We start from the raw sequence: 21,557 nt of genomic DNA on the forward strand, positions 1-21,557 counted from the left end.
GAAATATTCCCCCGACCTCAATCCGATCGAACAGGTCTTTGCCAAGATCAAGCACTGGATGCGCCAGGCTCAAAAGCGAACCGTCGACGACACCTGGCGCCATCTCGGCTACCTCGCCAACACCATCAAACCAGACGAATGCGCCAACTACTTTACCAACGCAGGATACGCTTCGGTGAAAACATGAAACGCTCTAGTGCCTGTCAGGGTCCATTTCGAGATGCCGGTCTCAGCAGCCGCATCGACAAAATGCTGCCCGTTGCCGTAGTGAACATCAGGCAGTCCTTCAAAGCGCGTTGCCAGCGCGTCGCGGACGTTGCTTTTTCCCTCGAAACGAGAACCCCAGGGCCTGTTCCCCCGCGGCATTTCCAGGACGCAATCATCAGCAAAGAACGTCATGATGCGATCGAGATCGTGCGCATTGAAGGCGTCACAGATCTCGTTCAGTGTCGATCGAATGTCCATCGCCGCTCTCCATTCAGTCAGCGCCGCTTGGCTACAGAACCATAGTGGCCCCATAGGATTCCATTCGCTCATGTTTATTATGGGAAGGAGCTATGCCTCTCGCATGATCTGCTCGTCGTCCACCCTGGGTATGCTTTCCCCACCTTGTGCAACAAAGGACGTGTCAAGCTGCGACCACATTCCAAGTGGAGTATCGCAGGAACTGCAATGGATGACGGTGGAATTGGTCACCCCGGTTGGAATATAGAGGTATGTCACCCCGCATGTCGGGCAATCTGATTTGAAGTTGAGTCGTTGTGGCATGGCGCCCTCCACATAATGCGAACTCATTGGTCCTCCAAGACATCTGCCTTGGCTCCTCCGACGGCTGCCCATTCTATGCAAATTGCACGCAGAGTCGAGAAATTTAACAACGCCGATAATTGGAATTGCAAATTGTCAATCGGCGTTCTGCGATTATCCGCAACTATCGTTCGAGCATAGTGGTTGTTGCCCGTAAATCCGGGCAACAACCATCGCCTCAAAGATCAAATATGTCGCCATCGAGCACGTCCGTAACCCCGGCCAGTTTGACGAGGAAATCCGCGGCCTCGTCTCCATTCACGTCGATCTGAATCTCCGTTGCGGTTCCGTTCTGCACAAGACGCAGTTCTCCAATCTCGCCCGAGAAATCGCCATAACCAATGAAGGTGAGGTCGATCGGATCGCCTTGTCCCGGATAATCGGCATGGAACGTACTCAGGTCGATCCTGTCGCCCTCCGATGTGCTGAAATCCGTGATGACATCGGCGCGAGGAATATCGCTGTCCTGGGTTGCCCTGAAGACAAAGACATCGGCCCCGAGGCCCCCGCTAAGGGTGTCGTTCGGAGGAATTCCCGGAATCGAGGCGGCAGGAGCGAAGTTGTTGGTGAAATAGGCGCCTATTCCGCCGATGATCGTATCGTTCCCGGCGCCGCCCGAAATGGTGTCGGCGCCGTCATTACCGTAAAGCACATTGTCATTGGCATCCCCGCGCAGGATGTCACGGTTGAAGCCAGCGGAGACATTTTCAATGTTGGTTAATGTGCTGCCGTCGGAATAGCCGCCAGCGACCGTGCCGGTCGCGAGATCGACAGTCAGGCCTGTGTCGAACACACTGCCGCCGCTTCTGATCACTGCCGTATCGGTTCCTCCGCCGCCGTCGACCTGATCGGAGCCGCCACCCGTGTCGAACACATTGTCATCGCCGTCGCCGCGCAGGACGTCGTCATAGGGCGTCGCATCTATGTTCTCAATGTTGCGAAACGTCTCGCCGGTTCCGGCCTCGCCGCCAGAGGCGGTCCCCGCCGCCATGTCGACGACAACGCTCTGATTCATAACACCGAACGAGAGGAAGTCGATTGTGTCCGTTCCTTCGCCGCCGTCGATCTGGTCCATACCGCTTCCGCCCGTGAGGGTGTCGTCCCCGGAGCCGCCGTTCAAACCGTCGTTGCCTTCGCCACCAAGCAGTTCGTCCGCACCGGCTCCGCCGCTCAGGAAATCATTGCCGGCATAACCATACAGGTCATTGTCCTCGCCATGACCGTATATTGCATCGGAGAATGCCGTGCCGCGGACTTCTTCGATATTTCGGATCACGTCGCCATCAGCAAAGCCGCCTCGGCCGGTTCCGGTCGCCAGGTTCACCATGACCCCGGCGGTGGAGCCGCGATAATCGATAGTGTCTGTGGAATCCCCGCCATCCAACAGGTCGGCGCCCCAATCACCAAAGAACCGGTCTCCTCCATCCCCTCCCAACACCGTGTCATCTCCTGCGCCTCCGTACAGCGAGTCACTGCGGCCGCTGCCGATGAGAGTGTCATTGCCTGCGCCGCCAGAAAGCACGTCCCCGTCGCTGTTTCCCCCAATATCGCCGGGAACGGGTTCCGTATGACCGCCGACGAGGACATCGTCTCCCGCACCTCCATATAGCCGGTCCTTGCCGTAACCGCCCGAGAGTGTATCGTCCCCCTCGCGTCCATAGAGAGTATCTCTATCCCACTCGTCACCTGAACCTGCATCCAGCCAATCGTCGCCTGCTTCGCCATCGAGCACATCCGCCCCGCTGCCGCCTATCAAGGCATCATCGCCGCCTTGGCCGTTCAGCCTGTCGTTCCCTCCGAGGCCAAGAATCGAGTCGTCCTGACCGGTTCCGTTGAGGACATCGTCGTTCTCGGTACCTTCGATCAACACGGTTGGAGCGATCTCCGGATTGCTCAAGCCTGTACTGATACTGAGCGACATAGCTCCTTGTCTGTCATGTGAAACAGTCATCTTCCATTCCTCCTCGGATCTGGCCTCATGAACTCGGTCAATAGTATTGACATGAAGAAACAAGAATGATGGTACAGCCCGGTATATTGACAATATCGAAGCGGGCAAAACTTGCGATACATAACCTCGATTGCTGCGATACTTCTGGTGATATTGTTCGGACTTGCCATGACAATGAAAGGTTATTGATTGCCAGATGCAGTAAAAATTTGTTTCTGGCAGTTATTGTTATTCCAATATATTTCAAATTTCATAGTAAATTAATATTGAAATATCTGGGCCGAGAGTACGGTGAGCTGCAGTCATAAGCCTCCAGTTGAAGCGTCGATGCACCGGTATTTCTCGGTAATGCTGTGTTATGTGCAGTTTTTATTGCACGATGTACTGGTAAAATACTTAGTACCCGGAACGCTGTACATTCGAAGCGCTTTCTCATTCCGGACGCCCCTTCGCCAGGGGCGCGGTGCATTGGCTTGGGGATCTGGAGGGGACAATTGAGCGACACACATACTGAGTACGAGGTGCATAATTCTGAGACGCCGGTTGTCACCAGAAAGCGAAAGGAACCGGTCCATGTTGCCATCGGGGCCGCCATATTCCTGGTAGGGCTGGTGATAGCCTGGATCGTGATGCCGGGGCCACTGGACAAAGCGCAAGCTGCCCTCGACGCAAAAAATTACGCGGATGCAATCGAAATACTGACGCCGCTTGCAGGTGAGGGAGTACCCGGCGCCCAATATGGCCTTGGTTATATATACGCCGGACGATTCCAGGGCGATCGGATTTTTTTCGAAGTGCCGCCGAGCAAGGGCACCCGTTTGCGCAGGTTAGTTTGGGTAGGATGTACGCTGCTGGGAGAGGCGTTTTGCGGGACGACAAAATTGCTGTCGGCTGGTACCGAAAAGCTGCGAAGACGGGGTTTGCTCTTGCTCAATACCATCTCGGCTACATGTACAAGACGGGCAGCGGCGTGGTGCAATACGACGTTATGGCGGCCTGGTGGTATCGCAAGGCCGCGGAGCAAGATATGCCCGAGGCTCAGAATGACCTTGGCGCCATGTACCTGAAAGGCGAGGGCGTTCCTCAGGATGAACGGCTGGCGGCCGAATGGTTTCGCAAAGCCGCCGATCAGGGCCTCGCAATTGCCCAAAATTCTCTTGGCGGGATGTATCTTGATGGAAGAGGCGTGCCACAAGACGATAAGCTGGCGGTGGAGTGGTACCGGAAAGCGGCGCTTCAGGGTAACGCCTACGCCCAACATAATCTTGGCTCCCTATACATCTTGGGACGAGGTGTGGAGAAAAGCCATGCCCAAGCCGCAGAATGGTATCGAAAGGCAGCAGAACAGGGCGATATGAGAGCCCAGGAGTTACTCGATCAAATGAACGATCAGGGTGTCACCTCCAGGCTTTGACCAGCCAAGAACTCTCACTCCATGTCCGGCACGTCGCCAGACTGAAACAGGATTGTCGGCGGCCCATAAGTCCCATTGTCAGGATTGGTCTCACGGCTCCAAGCCAACACGCCCGCGCACCTTCTAGCCAGTGTACGGGCCATGCGGATAGCGTCGTCTTCGGTATCGAACTGCATCGGATCATATGCCGGCACAAGCAGCCCATTGGCCGTTCGCTTGAATGCAACAACTACTATGAGGCGGGCAGGGGTCATGGATGACGATCCTGCCACTTGAACTGAAAAGTCATTCCGTTGGGCGGCTCTTGCCTGATGACAGGGTTGCCACAATTCGCGGCGAGAGCTCCCTGATCAGCTTCATTTTGATTGCGGTGGAATAGTCGGCATAGTTTCGTATATCCATCACGAATGCGCTGGCTCCGACGATTACTCTGTTCGAGTAATAGCTGGCGAGGTCGCCCTTATCATCGGCTATAACAAGTGCGTTGACGGTCACCCCCATTGTCTCAGCACGCAGGCGTGCCTGATACAAGGATGCCACTTTCCGCCGTTTTGGTGCTATCGTCTCCTCGCCGTCGCCTGAGACGTTCACGACAGATTTGGTCGCGCATAATCTGGGGTCGGAAAGCAAATCAAGCGCGGACCAGATCCCGCTGCCAATGTCCGTATTGCCGAAAACCATGCGCTGATTGCCCTCGATTTCGCGCGCGAAGGGCTCGCCTCCTTCTCCGCCGTTGATGATGAACCAGTCGAGCTTTTGCACAGCGAACTCGCCATCGCCCCAAAAGACGGCCGAAATGGCGACCACACCGGCGCTTGTGAGGGCTGCGAGAACATCCCGATCCCGGAAGGCGCTGGCAATCGCAAATTTTTGAAATGCGTATTCTACCTCATTGACGCTGCCAGATCCGTCGACGGCGAGAACGAGCGCGATGTCGACACAAGCGCTCGATTGTGGCATGGCCGCAAACAAAAATGAGGCTGAAGCCATGCTAAGCAATGTCTTGCGCATCTTACCCCCCGAACTTCGTTTGAAATAATCCAAACAAAGACGGTATCACGTCGTGGGGATCAGCTTTTCACCCGATCGGGTTAGACACGGGTGTCTATGCCGACCTCATCTCATTGGCCTAATCCATCGTCTCAACAGCAGCGATGGAAGAACGATGGAGAGCGATGGCCGCAAACCAAACGTCTCCCCATTCAATCTATCCGGAGCTGTTAATGGTGAGGTAGTCCCGCTTGCGGCTCCGTCTGCTCATCCTTGTCGCTTTCCTCCATCCAGGCGTCCAATAGGGTGTATGCGACCGCGAGCAGCGTAGGTCCGACGAAAATACCGAGGATGCCGAAAGAGATAAGGCCGCCAATGACGCCGGCAAAGATGAGCAGCAAGGGCAGGTCGGCGCCCTTGCGGATCAGGATCGGCCGCAGAAAACCATCCATCGTTCCGGCGACGATTGTGAACAGCAGCAAGACTGTCGCCCACAGCGTGTCGCCAATGTAGTACATCCAGATGACCGTCGGCACCAGAACGAGGCCTGGACCGATCTGCATCAAGCAAAGCACAAAGATCACTGCAGTCAGAAACCCTGCAAACGGTATGCCCACGACAAGGAGCCCAACACCGCTCAACGCGGTCTGCGCGACTGCGGTGACGACGACACCGAGAGCAACGCCGCGAATTGCCTTGCCCGCCAGGCGAACGGCCATCTCGCCGCGATCGCCGCTGAGTCTCCGGCCAAACCGGATGGCCATCGCAGCGCCTTGTTCGCCGCGTGAATACATGATCGCCGCTATGGCGGTCGTCAGCAGGAACTGGATAAAGATGCCGCCGAGACTGCCAGCTGCTGTCGCGAACCATTGCGCCAACGCCCCGGCATAGGGTCTCAGCCTGGGCGCCAGCTCGTTCATCCCGATCGACGCCAGCCTTACCCAGATCTCGTGCATGCGCGGACCGATCAGAGGCACGTCTCCCAGCCAGGACGGCGGCTGCGGCAATCTGAACGTCAGGCCAGTGCGGAGGAAGTCGGTGATATTGTCCATGTTGTCTATGATCATGCCGATCGCCAGCCAGAACGGCACAATGAGGACCAGCAGCAGCGTGATCGTCATGACCAGGACGGCGATGCCGCGTCTGTTGCCGGTGTGGCGCTGCACCCAGAGCATCAGCGGCCACGTGGCGATCACCAGGGTCAAGGCCCAGATGATCGCCGCAAGGAACGGCAACATGATCCAGATCGAGCTGACAAGGAGGCCGCCAATGAACAGGACGGCGAGCGTCACCCGAGTTATGTCCTGACGCGGTTGGGCCATGTTCCTCGTCTTCAATTCAGATGCATCTTGCACTGTGGCAACGCCTCTCAAGCGTGACGTTGCAGAAAGCTATTTCCCCTTCTTGGACGCGTTGAATGCATCGACATAACTGCGGCCGACTGCACGCACTGCTCTGCCAATATCATCGTAAACATCGTCGGTCAGGTTGGCGAAGGAGACGCGAACACTCCAGTTCGGAGCGTCGAATCCACCGCCATTGAGGAGCACGATCGCATGGTCCTCGGCGAGCTTGAAGACGAGATCGAGCGGATGGACGTTCTTCTTCAGCCACTTCACCATATCTTCGCCGACATATCTGCGCAGCCAGAACTCGAAATCGATCGTGCCGTAGTAGTACGCGAAGTTCGGGTTTGGCTGGACATCGAGCGGCAACCCTTCGAGCAAGCTGTCCACGCGGCTGTGGCAAATGTCCATGCAGGCCTTCTGGTAGAGTTTTTCCGTGTCCATTAACTCGCTCATCGAGAACATGGTCATCATCACTTGCTGCGGTAGCGACAAACCAGCCGTGTGGTTGAGCGCGACGTCGCGGCTGTCGGCGACGATGCGGTCGATCATCTTGAGCTTGCGCGGCTCAAGCGTGATCGAGATATAGCGCTTGTCGAGCGCTTCGAGGTCCTTGGCGGGCAGCTTGGCAATCGTGCTGTCGAGAATGTTCTTCTCATGAATGGCGATGACGCCCAGTCGCCAGCCCGTGCACCCGAAATATTTCGAATAGGAATAGACGCCGATGGTGTTTTCCGGCAGTTCGGCCATTAGCGAGCGGAAGCCAGGCACGAAGGTGCCATAGACATCGTCAGTAAGCAGCAGCAAGTCCGGCCGCTTTTTCTTCACAAGGTCCACGATTTTCTTCAGCGTCGGGGCATCGATTGCCATCGATGTCGGATTGCCCGGGTTGACCACGAAGAAGGCCTTGATCTTCGGATCCTCAAGCTTCTTGATCTCCTCGTCGGAATATTGGAATCGATTCTCTTGCTTCGCCTTGATATGCACGGCCTTGAAGGCATAATCCTCCAGTTCGGCGATCTCGATGTAAGGCGTAAATATCGGCGTACCGAGCGCGATCGTGTCGCCCTTCTTGAGGATGCGATTGGCAATCAGCGATTTGAAAATGTAGCACATGGCGGCAGTGCCGCCTTCCACCGCATAAAGGTCGAACTTGCCGGGCGGAACCTTGTCGCCGCACATCGCCCACATCAGGTAGCGGTGCGCGATCTGTTCTGCGTGGACCAGCATGCGGTCGGGCACGGGATAGTTGTCGCCGATAATTGAATCCGTCAGCTCAAAGACGAACGCGTCCGCGTCAAAACCGAATGCCTTGACCGCGTGGTCGACCATCTTCGACAGGAACTCCGCGCCCTCCATTTCCGCATGTTTCTCGAGCCAGACCTTAAAGCGCTCCGCGATGTCCTTCTGTTGCGGCATCCCGGCGACACCGGCCGTAGGATTATCCAGCGCACGACGGGCTTCGGACAGCGCGAACTGGCCGAACAGGAAGAAGCCTTCGCGTGGCTTGGTTGCGATCCAGTTTGGATTGCCACGCCCTGCATTGAGCAGGACCTGAGTCGACTTCTGAGAACTGCGCTTAGCCAGCTTGATCAAGGCGTCCTTGATCTCGAATGGGCTCATTTTCTCATAGTCGCGGTAGTCGATCGTCGTCATGATATTTCTCCCACAATTAACATTCGCACCAAGCTAAGACCGTACGCACCTCTCTCCATCCAGCGTGGGACCAGTGGCCAAATCCACTGCTCGCACACAGCAGCTGCAACGTTGTCGCGTGCGGGATGTGTTGATACTTCCATCCCTTTTTAAGAACATAAATAATCAAAAGGCGGAAAGACATAGTCAATCCGTCCCAAATGTATGCACAGAATCCCACGGCGTCAGAAAGTAACTATCTTCGGTCGTGTCTAGACGTCATATTTATAATAGTTTACTGATACTTGCACTTGGAATCGTGCACACAACCATGTAATCTTGTCAATACAGTTGGGTATTCGGGGTGAACGACGTATGCTGCTTGCTGAGCAGCAGCGTGCCGTTCTGCTGATGGGGGGACAATATGTTCGACTGGTTCGCAAACACACTCCGCAGCTATCCGGAAATCGCTATCTTTCTATCTTTGGCCCTGGGCTATTACTTCGGTTCCTTTACCTATAAAGGGCTCGGTCTTGGTGCTGTGACGGCGACCCTTATCGCCGCCGTTATCATTGGCCAGCTAGGCATCACCATTTCCCCGCCGCTCAAGGCAACCGTCTTCCTCATGTTCCTGTTCGCCGTCGGTTATGGGGTGGGGCCGCAATTCGTCCGCGGCATTGCCAAGGACGGCGTGCCGCAAGCATTGTTCGCGGCGGTTGTCTGCGTGTTCTGTCTTGGCGCACCTTTCATAGCTGCCAAGGTAGCCGGCTATGATATCGGGTCAGCGGCAGGGCTTTACGCAGGTTCGCAGACGATTTCGGCCTCGATGGGTTTGGCTACCGACGCAATCAATCGTCTTGGGCTGGCACCGGAGGAAACCAAGCGGCTGCTCGACGCCATGCCGGTTGCCTATGCCGTTACTTACATTTTCGGCACGGTTGGATCGGCGATCGTGCTGGCGTTGCTGGGACCGGCATTGCTGGGCATCGACCTCGAGGCGGAATGCAAGCGCTACGAGGAAGAGCATGGGGGCAAGAAGGAAATCGGCGGCGCGGGAACAGCCTGGCACAACTACGAACTGCGGGCGTTTCGCGTCAAGGAAGACGGGAGGGTTGTCGGACTCACGGCGAGGCAGGCCGAAGGGTTGATCCCCGAGCAGCGGGTCTTTGTGGAGCGTATCAGGCGGGGCGGAAAAGTCCTCGACGCGACCGAAGACACCGTGATTCAGGCGGGTGATATCGTGGCCGTCGCCGGACGCCGCGAAGTACTGGTCAGTCTGGTCGGCGCTGCCGCCGAAGAGGTCGACGATCGCGAGCTTCTGGCGGTGCCCGTTGAAGGTGTGGACGTGCTGGTAACCAGCAAGCACGCCGATGGCAAAACGCTGGCCGAACTCGCCCAGTTGCCGTCTTCCCGCGGTGTGTTCCTGCGCAGGATCGTTCGTGGAGCCACAGCGACCGAAATCCCGATCCTGCCCAACACCAAAATTCACCGTGGCGATATATTGACCTTGGTCGGCCGCACCCAGGACACCTCCGCCGCGGCGAAGGCGCTTGGCGTTGCCGACCGCCCGAGCGATATCGCCGACGTTGCCTTCATCGGCGCTGCCATCGCGATCGGCGCATTGGTTGGCGCTTTCGTCTACAAGGTCGGCGACATACCGTTGACGCTTTCCACGTCGGGAGGCGCACTCATTTCCGGGCTCGTCTTCGGCTGGTTGCGGTCGGTCCATCCGACATTTGGACGGATTCCGTCGTCCACCGTGTGGTTCATGAATTCGGTCGGCTTGAACATCTTCATCGCTGTGGTGGGCATTTCGTCTGGGCCGGGCTTTATTGCCGGCCTGCAGCAATTGGGCTTCAGCCTGTTCCTTTGGGGCATTTTCGCCACGACCGTCCCGCTGATACTGGCGATGTATGTCGGAAAATACGTTTTCCGCTTTCACCCGGCTATCCTCTTGGGGTGCTGCTCGGGCGCCCGCACAACGACTGCCTCGCTTGGCATGATCAATGACCGGGCGAAAAGCCAAATCCCGGGACTTGGCTATACCGTCACCTATGCCGTGGGCAATACCCTCCTGACCGTTTGGGGTATGGTCCTCGTCATGCTGATGGGGTAAGTGCGAGTCCAGCTCCCCAACGAAACTCGTTGGGGATTTAACATCGACCGAGAGTATTGGATGCGACGCAGTCGGCATGACGACGACAGATGGATTCACTCGAACAGAGACGCGAAGGGAGGATACCGTGCCCCGCGAAACCAAACGCAACGATCAATTTCTACTCATTCATTCTGCGCGGGCTGACAACTGGCGCGAGATCACGACGCTGGCCGATGCCTGGGCCGCCAAGCAAGGCGAGCGGGCGGCGTTGGAGAGCGCGCTCGCGGCCTTGTCGACAAGCGAGGAATATCACGCCTACCCGGGCGCACGGCTGCTCGGCGCGCTGAACGAACGCATTGCTACCAACGACGCTGGAGGCGCGGCGAAACTCGCACGGCGCATCTCCAATGGGCTCTTGACCCGAGCCTATCGCGGCCGCCCGGCGGAATGGGATATCCATGATGAGATGTCGCCCGGCGAGGTGGCGGACATCATGCCGATCTCAACGGCCGAAACGGGGGCTCGCCGGCCCTATTTCGAAGTGCTCTTCGTCAACAGCCAGCCGGCGGCCCGTTGGCCTGCGCTTGCAGGCGAAATTCGACGGCTGCGCCGGCCGGAGGATACTTTCATCTATGAGCCGATCTTCATTGGCTCTTTCGAGGATGCCCTGTGCGCGGCAATCGTGAACCCCGACATCGTTTCGGTCGTACTCGCTGAGGGCTTCCCCTACCGCTCACGTCATGACGTGCCGGTGCTGCGCTCCGTACTCGATCCTTTTGCGGAGTCGGAAACGCCCGACAAATCTGCGCTCCGGCTTGCACGCACACTGAAGAAGATCCGGCCGGAACTCGACATATATCTGCTCTCTGACCGCGAGGTGGAAAAGCTTGCCGGCGACTCGGCAGCGGACGCTGTGCGGCGCATCTTCTATGCGGTTGAGGAGCCGCTTGAGTTGCACCTTGCCATCCTGGAGGGGGTACAGGCACGCTACGAAACGCCCTTCTTTGACAATCTGAAGAACTACGCCCGCCGGCCGATCGGCACTTTCCACGCATTGCCCATCGCTCGCGGCAAGTCGGTGTTCCATTCTGACTGGATACGCGACATGGGCGAATTCTACGGCATCAACCTTTTCCTTGCGGAAAGCAGCGCGACCACAGGTGGCCTCGACAGTCTCCTGGAGCCCACAGGCAACATAAAGCGCTCGCAGGAGATGGCCGCTCGCGCCTTTGGCGCCGACCACGTCTTCTTCGTAACAAACGGCACCTCCACGTCAAACAAGATGGCGGTGCAAGCCCTGCTGGCTCCCGGCGACATCGCGGTTGTGGATCGCAACTGCCACAAATCGCACCATTACGGCATGGTGCTGACCGGAGCGCAGCCTTACTATGTCGAAGCCTTCCCGATGACGGAATATTCGATGTATGGGGCGGTGCCGCTCGACACGATAAAGCGCGCTCTGCTGGCGCTGCGGGCGGAGGGGCGGCTCAATCGCGTGAAGCTCCTCGACCTGACGAACTGCACTTTCGACGGTCATATGTACAACGTCAGGCGGGTAATGGAGGAATGCCTCGCCATCAAACCGGACCTCATCTTCCTCTGGGACGAGGCGTGGTCTGGCTTTGCCCGCTTCTCGCCCTTCCTGCGTCCGCGCACGGCTATGGGCGCTGCGGCGGAAATCGAGGAATGGCTGCGCGATCCGGCGTCTGTCACGGCGTATGAGAAACAGCAGGAGGCATTGGGCAAGAAACCATCCGATGACACACTGCTCGCAACCCGGCTGATCCCGGACCCGCGCCAGGTACGGCTGCGTGTCTATCAGACCAACTCCACGCACAAATCGATGTCGGCGATCCGGCAAGGGTCCATGTTGCTCGTCAAGGATGTGGATTTCCCCACGGTCGAAGCTCAGTTCCACGAGGCTGTGTTCACCCACGCCTCGACCAGTCCGAACCAGCAGTTGATCGCAAGTCTCGATGTCGCGCGCCGGCAGATGGAGCTCGAGGGCTATGGTCTGGTCATGAACGCAATCGAGATTGCGCTCAAGATCCGGCGGGCAATAAACGAGCACCCGCTGATCTCGAAATACTTTCGCGTGCTCGGTGCCGACGCAATGATGCCTGCATCCTATCGCCAATCGGGCTTCACGGACTACCTGGCGCCGGGCTCTACCTGGGCAACGGCCGTCAAGGCGATGCGGGAGGACGAGTTCTATCTCGATCCAACGCGCATGACGCTGGTCTGCGGCACCGCCGGTTTTGACGGAACGCAATTCAAGGGCCTTCTGGCGAGCGGGTACGGCATCCAGCTCAACAAGACATCGCGCAACAGTGTGCTGCTGCAATCGAACATCAATAATACACGCAGCGATGTCGCCCATCTCGTCCGGGTTCTGGTAGAGATCTGCCACGCCATCGAGAAGCGTCTGGCCGACGGGGGAGAGGCAGAGCGGTCCGCATTCGAGGCGCGGGTGAAGTCGCTGATGACCGACGTTCCGGATCTGCCCAATTTCAGCCGCTTCCATGATGTGTTTCGCGGCGACGCCGGCAAAACGACGCCGGAGGGCGATATCCGCACCGCATTTTTTGGCGCCTACGATCCCACGATTTGCGAATATGTTCCGCTTTTTGGGGCAGAGTGCGACCGCAGGCTGAGCGAGGGACCGGAAATGGTCTCCGCCAACTTCGTCATACCCTATCCGCCGGGATTCCCGATCATGGTGCCGGGTCAGGTGCTGACCCAGGAGACGATCGATTTTATGCGAAAGCTCGATGTGAAGGAAATCCACGGCTACGAGAAAGCCAAGGGCCTTAAGCTGCTGCTACCTGATGCGATCGCCGCAAGAGCGAAGCGTTAAACGCGTGCGCCACGGCGCGCCTTGATACTGACTGATCGTGTTCAAGCGCGCGAGGGTCATCGCGGGGAGGGGTATGGCTATGGTTTGGTTGGAGCAGTTTCTGGTCAAATATCCGGAGCTCGCCGTGTTTCTTTCGATCAGCATCGGCTATATGATCGGTGGCGTGAAGGTCAAGGGCTTCAGCCTTGGACCTGTTACCGGCTCCCTCTTCGCCGGTATCCTGATCGGTCAGTTCGCGCATGTTCCAATTGCCGGCATGGCAAAATCGTTTCTCTTCCTTCTGTTTCTGTTCGGAATTGGCTATTCGGTCGGGCCGCAGTTCCTGCAGGCGCTCAAACGAGACGGGTTGAAGCCCGTGCTGCTTGCCGTGGTCGTCTGTGTGACCGGCCTGCTCACTGCCATCGTCATCGCGAGAGCGCTCGGGCTTGATCCGGGCTTTGCTGCGGGACTTGTTTCAGGCGCGCTCACGGAGAGTCCGGCGATGGGCACGGCGACAGAAGCCATCAACGCGCTTCCGCTCATGGAGGATGAACGTGCACGGTTAGTGGCACATGTCGCGGTGGCCGATGCTGTCTGCTACGTCTTCGGCGCCGTTGGCGTCATTATGTTCTGCAGCGTGGTGGGACCGAAATTGCTAGGCATCGACCTCGCTGCCGAGGCGCTCAAGCTCGAAGAGGAGCTCGGTATCAAGCGGACGGCGGCCGGAGTCACCTCCGCCTGGCACAGGTTCGAGCTGCGTTCCTACCGGATCGCGGAGGGGTCGCCGGTCGCGGGTCTGTCCATAGCGGCAGCTGAGGCAAAACTTCCGGAGCACCGGCTGTTCATTCAGCGCGTGCGACGCGGGGAGCGAATTATCGAGGCAACCCCGGATCTCGTATTGAGCCCAGGAGACGTCGTCGCAGTGTCTGGCAGGCGAGAGACCCTGGTGGAGATACTCGGTCAGCGCGCCGCGGAGGTAGAAGATCGCGAGCTCCTCGATATACCGGTTTCAGTCGCGGACGTGCTGGTAACAAACAAAGAGATCGACGGCCGGAGTATCGGTGACGCGGCCAAGGAGGACTGGACACGCAGCCTCTATCTGCGAGCCATCACCCGCGGGAGCCAGGAGCTGCCGCTTGCCCCCGGGATCTCGGTGCAACGTGGCGACATCCTCCGGCTGGTTGGGCCGGAAGCTGTCGTCTCGCGCGCCGCAAAGAAGGTAGGCGTCATTATCGCACCGACGACCGCGACCGACTTCTTCGTTCTCGGCCTTGCAATCTTCCTCGGCGGGCTCGTCGGCGTGTTTGTCACCATTCCAGTCGGGGACATGCGGATCTCTTTGAGCACCAGCGTGGGAACCTTGCTGGCGGGGCTGGTCGTGGGGCACCTGCGCACGCGCTTTCCGCTTTTCGGCCGCATACCGGACGGAGCCGTCTCGCTGATGACGGCACTCGGCCTTGCCGCCTTCGTTGCGATGACCGGCCTCCATGCCGGGCCCATCTTCTTCACAGCCATCGCGGAGGCGGGGGTCGGCCTGCTGTTCGGCGGTATGGTCGTTACCATGATGCCCTTGATCGTAGGGCTCTACGTAGGACGCTACCTGCTTGGCATGAACCCGATACTGCTTCTCGGTGGCCTCGCTGGGGCACAGACAATGACCGCCGGCATGGCCGCCGTACAGGAACGGTCGGGGAGTCCCGTGGCCGTCCTCGGCTACACCCCGGCAGTCCCCATCGGCCATATCTTGCTCACGACCTGGGGAACGGTAATCGTGGGCATTATAGCCGGCTGAATCCGACCTGCCTTGCTAGCGATTACTGGGTGTGCAGCAACGGCGCAGGACCTGCGGCGATAACGGATCTCAACAGCTCGTTTCCGCCCGACCAGAGGATCTGCAAGCCGAGGCAGAACAGAATAAACGCGGACAGCCGCACGGCAATGTCAGTGCCGCCCGGCCCGAGAATGCGTTGAATGCGATCCGCATAAGTAAAGCAAAGCAGGATGGTCAGTGCCAGAACAGCAATGGCGACGACGCTGGCTATGACGAATATGAGCCTGTCAGCCGGGGTCGAAATTGTTGCTTCCGAAAGTCCGATGCTGATGACTACTGCCATTGAGCCTGGCCCCGTGGTGAGCGGGAGAGTCAGAGGGTAGAAGGCCTGATCAAGCAACCTGGTGCCAGGAGCTCCGTCTGCCGGCGTCTCCAGTTCCTTGTGGCTTCCTTCATTGAGAAGCTTCCACCCCGATACCGCGACAATGAATCCGCCGCCGACGCGAAGGATCGGGATCGAAATTCCGTAAAATTGCAAGATGAGGGCGCCGAGCAGGAACGAGCACACCAGGAGGATGAACGAATTCAGGGCGACACGCCGCGCGATGAGCGCGCGGAGCTCGGGTGTGGCCCCACTTGTAAATCCAAGAAAAACGAGTGCAGAGCCGGGCGGATTGACCACCGGGAAGATCGATGCAAGCACCAGGACGAATGTGTTGATGGCCGCGTTCATTCGGGCGGATCCATCTTGATCGGGCGGGCGGTGCCGAGGCTCTCGGAAATCCTCATGGCAACCGACCAGCTGGCCGCGTCGGTCATTTCATTGCCTTTCGAACAGTGCGCAACGTAACGCTTCAGCTCTGCTCTTGCAGAATAGACCAAATACGTTGCTACCGCTGCACGAAAGGCGTGGTACCCACGGTTAAAAGTTGCGCTGAACCCGGACAATACCGCCGAGTGCGTCATCATCCCCGAACTCGCTCACAGCCTGGTCCTCCCGCGCGCCGCCGAAATTGGTGTAGTCGATTTCCGGCCTGATGATGAGACCCGGGACAATTTCATAATTCACGTTGAGGGCGAGGGCGAAGGTTCCCTGTTCTTCGTAGGCAGCCTGGCCGTTAATCGTCGCCTTTTCGGTGACCTTGAAGGCAAAGCCGCCCCAGGCCGCCCAGTCGCCTTCCCATGGGCCATACCAGTTGCGGTTTTCGTTGGTGACAAAGGAATCGGAGTCATAGTCTGACTGATACCCGCCCATCACCCAAGCCGATATCGAGTCGGTCAGGCTCACATCCAGGCGCGCCTTGATGCCTACATTCTCCTGCACGGAATCGTAGCCGATAACTGCACCGATCTGACCCCATTGTTGCTGCAGTTTCGCGCCGGCGAGGACGTGCGGCATGTAATCGTCAATGATGTAGTCATAGCCGTTGAATATTTCGCCCTGTTCGGCGCCGATGATGGCCGAAAATCCGTTGCCGCCCTTGAACGTATAGCTGATCTGGTTGGTGTTCATACTGTCGGACCCGTACTGGATCACGTCGTCCTGGATGATGCTGCTTCCGGCATAGCCCAACCAGGAGCCGAAGAGCATATCGTTGAGACCGACCTGGAAACCGCCGAGCTCGATGTACCCTTGATGCAGCGACGCTACATTATCGCTGTTGGTATTCTGAACACGGGTATCTGCAAAGGAGCGCAGGGTGCCCAATTCGGTCTCGGAGCGGGCATCGAAACGAAGTTCGGCGCGCGAACGGGCATACCAGGTCTCGTTTTCGTCGGCGCCGACCGGGCCACCGGTGAAGACGTCATCCCCGCCGGCCACGTCAAAACGCAGATACCCGCTCACCTTGAGGCAGGTTTCCGTACCGGGGATGTAGAAGAAGCCGGCGCCAAAGGCATCGCAGACGCGGACATATTCCACGGGTTCGGGTTCAGCCACAACGACGGCATCTGCAGCGCGGGCTGCGGACGTCGCGAGGATGGCTGCAGTCGAGGCGAGAAGAAGAGTTCGAGAATCCATGGCATCCCCCATCGAATAAATTGCTGAACCAGTGAGTCGCGGCAGCTCCTCAAACAACCTAGGCAACACATAACATGGCAGGGGCGTCAATACTGTCGCGCCATGGCCACACCCACGCGGCATTCCACTGGACACAACCTAAGCAAGAACAGGTGACAAGCCTGTGAAGCCCACCCGGCAATAATATTCGGATTGATTGGATCGAGGCGCGATCGATTGCCTACTCATCCAATCGATCGCGCCTCTGCTGACAAAGAAATGTCGGCGCTGATCAACGTGCACGGCGCTGTTTTGTTCCAGATGGGGGCTTCGAGGTGAGAAGGAACATTGGCTAATGGGACGAACCCCGTTACGTCGCGATAGGGATGAAACAGCCAGAGAGCGGCATATCGAGCTTCAACGCGACCGCGACGCCTGTCATTCGCAGGTCACTTGGTTAAATACACGACCTTCCGGTCTCTTGTCGAAACAATGATCGGTTGCTTGTCCACATAGACATAGGCGTAGTCTGGGGTGTCAGGTATAGGAACAAGCTCGATGTCTTGCGGGATCACGGACCCTACAGCCACATCCCCTTCGATCACGATCGGGTCAGACGGATGGGCAATCACATAGTCGCGGGCCGGTTGCGGCACTTCGACGATAACCGCGTCTTGTGCAAATAGCGGACCCAATGTGGTAAACATCATTGCAGTGGTAATAAGAAGTATTCGTTTCATCGGTTTTTCTCCCTGGAGACTTCCCTTCTTGTGGGAAACAGACGATGTGCAATTTGGTTCCGCGCCCCTGGGTGAAACAGATTTGAAATACTTTTGTGGGTATAGCTTGAACAGGTGAAGCTGATTTCGCACCTATGAGGACGCGATGAAACTTTGTATCGCCACCTTTATCGCCTCTGGTTTGCTGGTTTGCACGGCGCAGGCCAGCCAGAATCTGGACAAGTACCGGAAGTGCTGGGCGAATGCGTCGTCGGCTGTGATCAACACCAACGGCGTTTCAGGAAAAACACTGTCCTACGCCATCTTTACTGCCGACACTCAGTGCCAGCCTTTGAGGGCGGATGCCATAGCGAGCAACGGCGTTGCAGTCGTCAATCAAATTACTGAATGGATGGTAGTGCAGCTGCACAACGCGAACCAGGTCGGCGACTCCGTGTCGCTGAACATCCCGCCTGTCGAGATTGCCACCGAAGCCAATCCGCCGCACCAATCAGAGTAACCGCGCCGTCGTTGGGCCCCGTAGCACAGGCGCAGCCTTGATGAAGACATCGGCTATTAGCCGGAACGGGATGGCCGGGCAAAGCTCAGGGATCTGATCGTAAGCTCCTGAATTATCAGGATAAAACGCTTAGCTGGAGCAGAGCTGGCAGATCAATACGGCGAGGGAGACGGCGGAGCCGAAGATGAGCAGGTGACACCACATTGGTGTCGTATAATGCATGTAGGTTTCTTCGTCTTCATCTTCATACATGGACGGCCTTTCAAGTTTGAGCCGTCGCTATCAGGGACATATGACAGTTGGATGTCAAGTCACGATGTGTCTGCGTGCCCCCTCGCATCCCGGCGGTGAGGCTCGACTTTAACCATTGCATGTCACTACGACGGAGAGAGCCAAGCCTCTGCTGGATATACTCCAGCCTCGTCAGAATGCGTCAGGCCCGGGTGTCGCGCAACATTGTTCCAGATCAATTTTGTTTGTAGCTGGCTTGGCTTCTGCTGCGCCGGCCGCGCCCGTTGGGGAACATTTCGCGGCGCCGCAAATTTAGGGTGTATGGGGAGGTTCTCGATCGTGAAAATGTTGGTGCCCTCTGTGGCAATTCTGTTGGGCGCCGTTCTGGTTGCATCGCCCGTGTGGCCGGACCCAAGTATGGTTGTTGCTGTAGCAAACTTCGATTTCCTCGACACATCCGGCGAAATCAAGAACCAGAAAGACACGCACGACCGGAGATTGACCGCACTTTCAGATTATCTGCGCCAGCAGTTGTCCGGCAGCGGCAAGCTCGAAATTGTCGACCTGCCGTGTCAATCGGCCCAATGCACGGCGACAGACCCGGGCTTCGAGAAACTGTCGGAGCAGGCCAAACAGGCCGGCGCGCGTTTCCTCATTATCGGCATCGTCAAGAAGACCAGCACCTTGATCGGCTGGATTGAATATTCGGTGCTCGGCGTCGACGATCAGCGCGCTATTTGTGGCGAACTGGTCAGCTATCGAGACGACACCGATGAGTCCTGGCGTCGCGCCGCGCGGTTTTCGGCCAGCCAGATCCTGAAACGCTGTGCATTCGGTGTTCCGGCCCAGTGACAGGGCTCATGGCCCCGGCCATGGCTCCGGATCAGATCGCAGCCGGCGGCCCGTCGCTCGCGTCAGCCGCGCTCCAGCACAGCCACGCAGGAATCGAGATCGTTTGTCGCCAGGTGCGCGTAGCGCATCGTCATCTGCAGCGTCTGATGGCCGAGCCACATCTGCACGCGTCTGATATCGATGCCGCCGCGCACCAGCCGCGAAGCGCAGGTGTGACGCAGAATATGCGGGACAACCTGGTCGTCTGTCGCCAGACCGACTTCCGCCTTGGCATCGTTCCAGATGGCGCGGAAGCGCACCTGGTTATGCATGGCGAACGGACCTTTCAACCGGCCGTGCGGAATCTGGATGACTTCCCTGGCCCGGGCGGTGAGGGGAACCGTGCGGCTGCGGCCGGACTTCGTCAGCCAGAACGTTGAAGCGCATCCTGCAGGTCATTCCACGAGAGACCGATCGCCTCGCCAAGCCGGCAGCCCGTGTCGACCAGAAACACGCTCAACCTGTAGCTGTCTTCGCACCGCGCACGGATCGCCGAGAATAACCGCTGTTCTTCCTCGGCTTCCAGGAAGCGGATGCGCCCTTGCCGCTCCTTTTGGCGGCGGAATTCCGGCAAATTGTAGATATCGCCCATCTTGCACGCCTTCCGCAGCAGCTTGCTCAAAGCAGCCATCTTTCTATTGATGGTTCATTGCTATTGCCGCGTTCGCGTAGCGTGCCGATCACAGAATCAAGCATTTCCTGCGTGAAGACGCTGAACCGCTCGCCGATCAATATTTCGCTGATTTCTCCAAGGAAAGACCGGACATTGGTCTTGTGCGAGCCTTCATCCCAGAGGATACCGATATATTGCGCAGTCAGGTCTTTAAGAGAATGTTCCTTGACCAGTCGTCTGGTTGCCTGATCGGACGATGCATAACGGAGATCATATTTGAATCCGACCGAAAACATCGATTCTGGCTGAGGAGGAGCAATGCTTGCTGGTGAAAACGTCATGATGGTTGCGCTCTGATTGATAAAATATGCATCGGAAAAATATGCGACAAGTTGTACCCGTCTTTCGGAAAAGCGCAATCCGGGACACCATAGCACTTTAGGCTAACAGCATTCCGTTCGATAAAGCCATCACCGGCTCCACCTAGCTTCAACCGCAAGGGCTGTTGTCCAAACATTTCACCGTCTCCTCGGTCCGCGACCGGTTAAGAACCCTTTCTCCGCTTAAATGTCTGTGCGGCCGCTCATGCGAACGCTGAAAATTGGTTGTGGTTCAAATGAATTCGGGAAAAGCCAACGCCGGAGAAAAACCCGGCGTTGGTATTGTCAGATGATCAAGGGATCAGAAGTTGCGCTGGAAGCGGACGATACCGCCGAATGCGTCATCGTCACCATCGTCTGCATCAACTTTGAGGTAATCGATTTCTGGCGTGATGACAAAACCAGGAACGATCTCGTAATCAACGTTAAGTGAGGCAGCAAGGGCACCCGCGTCGGAATAAGAAACCTGTCCGTTGACGGTCGCATTTTCGGCAACCTTGGCGGATCCTCCACCCCAAACAGCCCAGTCACCGAGCCAAGCGCCGTAATAGTTGGGCTTATCGGGGTCAGACTGGTAACCGGCCATGATGAACGCTGAGATGGTGTCGTTAAACTTCACGTCAGCGCGCAGCTTGCCGGCAAATTCCTCAACGACCGAGTCATAGCCGCCAACCGCCGAGATTGAGCCCCACTCTTGTTCGAATTTGGCACCAGCAACAACATGCGGAGCATAGTCGACAATCAGATGGGAAGAATCACCTTGTTCGAGGGAGATGATCGCCGAGAAACCGTTTCCAGCCGCAAATGTATAGCTGATCTGGTTGGTACGTCCCCCGGCGTAAGGCACGATACCATCCTCGATTACTGGACCGCCGCCCGTCCATGCGTCAAAACGTGAATCGGTCACACCAACGCGGAAGCCGCCGAGTTCGATGTAGCCATGGGCCAGTGTCTGGCTTTGCACCGAGTTTTGATAATCGAGCCGTGCCTCGATATAGGATTTGAGTGTGCCGAGTTCGGTTTCCGAGCGTGCATCGAAACGCAGTGTTGCGCGCGTGTGGAAATCGTAGGTATCGCCGAAATCTGTTGGCTCGCCATCTTCATCGACGGCAGTTATCGGATGAAATTCCCACAGATCACCACCCTTAACATCAGCACGCACGTAGCCGCTGATTTTCAGGCAGGTATCAGTTCCCGGAATGTAATAAAACCCTGCGCCGTATGCGTCGCAAACTTTGACGTATTCGACGGGTTCTGGTTCGGCGACGACGACTGCATCAGCAGCACGTGCGCCGGTTACTGCAACGAGAGCTGCAGCAGAGCCGAGTAGAAGGCTCTTAATGTTCATTTCTGACC

Annotated in this window: 17 protein-coding genes and 2 pseudogenes; 7 read left to right on the plus strand and 12 right to left on the minus strand. The window is 57.5% G+C overall.

Annotation, left to right across the window (positions count from 1 at the left end; translation table 11 throughout):
• A pseudogene (locus CU102_RS15210) lies at positions 1 to 187 on the plus strand (IS630 family transposase); the annotation flags it as partial.
• Here CU102_RS15210 and CU102_RS15215 read toward each other — a convergent pair.
• Entirely contained in the window at positions 148 to 465 is a 318-nt protein-coding gene (locus CU102_RS15215) for a nuclear transport factor 2 family protein (RefSeq protein ID WP_106711961.1), read from the minus strand. The pseudogene CU102_RS15210 and the gene CU102_RS15215 sit on opposite strands and share 40 nt — an antisense overlap.
• 520 nt (positions 466 to 985) lie before the next feature.
• Complete coding sequence (locus tag CU102_RS29430; RefSeq protein ID WP_133624553.1) at positions 986 to 2,758, minus strand: calcium-binding protein; 1,773 nt, start codon at positions 2,756 to 2,758, stop codon at positions 986 to 988.
• Positions 2,759 to 3,524: 766 nt separating this feature from the next.
• On the opposite strand from CU102_RS29430, the gene CU102_RS15230 reads away from it, so the two are divergent.
• Positions 3,525 to 4,172 carry a tetratricopeptide repeat protein gene (locus CU102_RS15230; protein ID WP_280951906.1) on the plus strand — a complete coding sequence of 216 codons (648 nt, stop codon included), beginning with the start codon at positions 3,525 to 3,527 and terminating at the stop codon, positions 4,170 to 4,172.
• Between the two features lie 14 nt (positions 4,173 to 4,186).
• Here CU102_RS15230 and CU102_RS15235 read toward each other — a convergent pair whose 3' ends face one another.
• The 4 genes from CU102_RS15235 to CU102_RS15250 all read right to left on the minus strand — a co-directional run bounded on the left by CU102_RS15235 (position 4,187) and on the right by CU102_RS15250 (position 8,164).
• Positions 4,187 to 4,426, minus strand: coding sequence for a hypothetical protein (locus tag CU102_RS15235; RefSeq protein WP_106711965.1), 240 nt, complete (start codon positions 4,424 to 4,426; stop codon positions 4,187 to 4,189).
• A gap of 31 nt (positions 4,427 to 4,457) precedes the next feature.
• On the minus strand, positions 4,458 to 5,162 hold the full coding sequence (locus CU102_RS15240; protein WP_170115304.1) for a DUF1194 domain-containing protein: 705 nt from the start codon (positions 5,160 to 5,162) through the stop codon (positions 4,458 to 4,460).
• Positions 5,163 to 5,392: 230 nt separating this feature from the next.
• Positions 5,393 to 6,484, minus strand: a complete 1,092-nt coding sequence (gene ydiK / locus CU102_RS15245) for an AI-2E family transporter YdiK (RefSeq protein WP_106711967.1) — start codon at positions 6,482 to 6,484, stop codon at positions 5,393 to 5,395.
• Between the two features lie 69 nt (positions 6,485 to 6,553).
• Positions 6,554 to 8,164: a bifunctional aspartate transaminase/aspartate 4-decarboxylase gene (locus CU102_RS15250; protein WP_106711968.1), complete on the minus strand. Its 1,611-nt coding sequence runs from the start codon at positions 8,162 to 8,164 to the stop codon at positions 6,554 to 6,556.
• A 403-nt stretch (positions 8,165 to 8,567) separates the two neighbouring features.
• Between CU102_RS15250 and aspT (CU102_RS15255) the strand changes: the two genes are divergently transcribed.
• From aspT (CU102_RS15255) to aspT (CU102_RS15265), 3 genes are all read left to right on the plus strand, one after another.
• A complete protein-coding gene (aspT, locus tag CU102_RS15255; protein ID WP_106711969.1) occupies positions 8,568 to 10,259 on the plus strand; it encodes an aspartate-alanine antiporter in 1,692 nt (563 codons plus the stop codon).
• Between the two features lie 127 nt (positions 10,260 to 10,386).
• Positions 10,387 to 13,098, plus strand: a complete 2,712-nt coding sequence (locus CU102_RS15260) for an aminotransferase class I/II-fold pyridoxal phosphate-dependent enzyme (protein ID WP_106712127.1) — start codon at positions 10,387 to 10,389, stop codon at positions 13,096 to 13,098.
• Between the two features lie 73 nt (positions 13,099 to 13,171).
• A complete protein-coding gene (aspT, locus tag CU102_RS15265; protein ID WP_245425357.1) occupies positions 13,172 to 14,869 on the plus strand; it encodes an aspartate-alanine antiporter in 1,698 nt (565 codons plus the stop codon).
• A 22-nt stretch (positions 14,870 to 14,891) separates the two neighbouring features.
• Here aspT (CU102_RS15265) and CU102_RS15270 read toward each other — a convergent pair whose 3' ends face one another.
• From CU102_RS15270 to CU102_RS15280, 3 genes are all read right to left on the minus strand, one after another.
• Positions 14,892 to 15,581 (minus strand): MarC family protein, encoded by a 690-nt coding sequence (locus CU102_RS15270; protein ID WP_106711971.1) that lies wholly within the window; start codon positions 15,579 to 15,581, stop codon positions 14,892 to 14,894.
• A 189-nt stretch (positions 15,582 to 15,770) separates the two neighbouring features.
• Positions 15,771 to 16,868 carry a porin gene (locus CU102_RS15275; RefSeq protein ID WP_106712128.1) on the minus strand — a complete coding sequence of 366 codons (1,098 nt, stop codon included), beginning with the start codon at positions 16,866 to 16,868 and terminating at the stop codon, positions 15,771 to 15,773.
• A gap of 428 nt (positions 16,869 to 17,296) precedes the next feature.
• Positions 17,297 to 17,587, minus strand: coding sequence for a DUF1236 domain-containing protein (locus CU102_RS15280; protein ID WP_106711972.1), 291 nt, complete (start codon positions 17,585 to 17,587; stop codon positions 17,297 to 17,299).
• A gap of 145 nt (positions 17,588 to 17,732) precedes the next feature.
• Between CU102_RS15280 and CU102_RS15285 the strand changes: the two genes are divergently transcribed.
• A complete protein-coding gene (locus CU102_RS15285; RefSeq protein WP_106711973.1) occupies positions 17,733 to 18,086 on the plus strand; it encodes a hypothetical protein in 354 nt (117 codons plus the stop codon).
• A gap of 129 nt (positions 18,087 to 18,215) precedes the next feature.
• Here the strand turns inward: CU102_RS15285 and CU102_RS30860 are convergent, their stop codons facing one another.
• Positions 18,216 to 18,338, minus strand: a complete 123-nt coding sequence (locus tag CU102_RS30860) for a hypothetical protein (RefSeq protein WP_280951905.1) — start codon at positions 18,336 to 18,338, stop codon at positions 18,216 to 18,218.
• A gap of 204 nt (positions 18,339 to 18,542) precedes the next feature.
• Between CU102_RS30860 and CU102_RS15290 the strand changes: the two genes are divergently transcribed.
• The gene (locus tag CU102_RS15290) at positions 18,543 to 19,169 is read left to right on the plus strand and encodes a DUF2380 domain-containing protein (RefSeq protein ID WP_133624555.1); all 627 of its coding nucleotides are present in this window, start codon (positions 18,543 to 18,545) and stop codon (positions 19,167 to 19,169) included.
• Between the two features lie 62 nt (positions 19,170 to 19,231).
• Here CU102_RS15290 and CU102_RS15295 read toward each other — a convergent pair.
• Positions 19,232 to 20,117 (minus strand): annotated as a pseudogene (locus CU102_RS15295) (tyrosine-type recombinase/integrase).
• 385 nt (positions 20,118 to 20,502) lie between these two features.
• Positions 20,503 to 21,549 (minus strand): porin, encoded by a 1,047-nt coding sequence (locus tag CU102_RS15300; protein WP_106711975.1) that lies wholly within the window; start codon positions 21,547 to 21,549, stop codon positions 20,503 to 20,505.
• Positions 21,550 to 21,557 lie beyond the last annotated feature (8 nt).

Source organism: Phyllobacterium brassicacearum, assembly GCF_003010955.1.
GTDB lineage: Bacteria > Pseudomonadota > Alphaproteobacteria > Rhizobiales > Rhizobiaceae > Phyllobacterium > Phyllobacterium brassicacearum.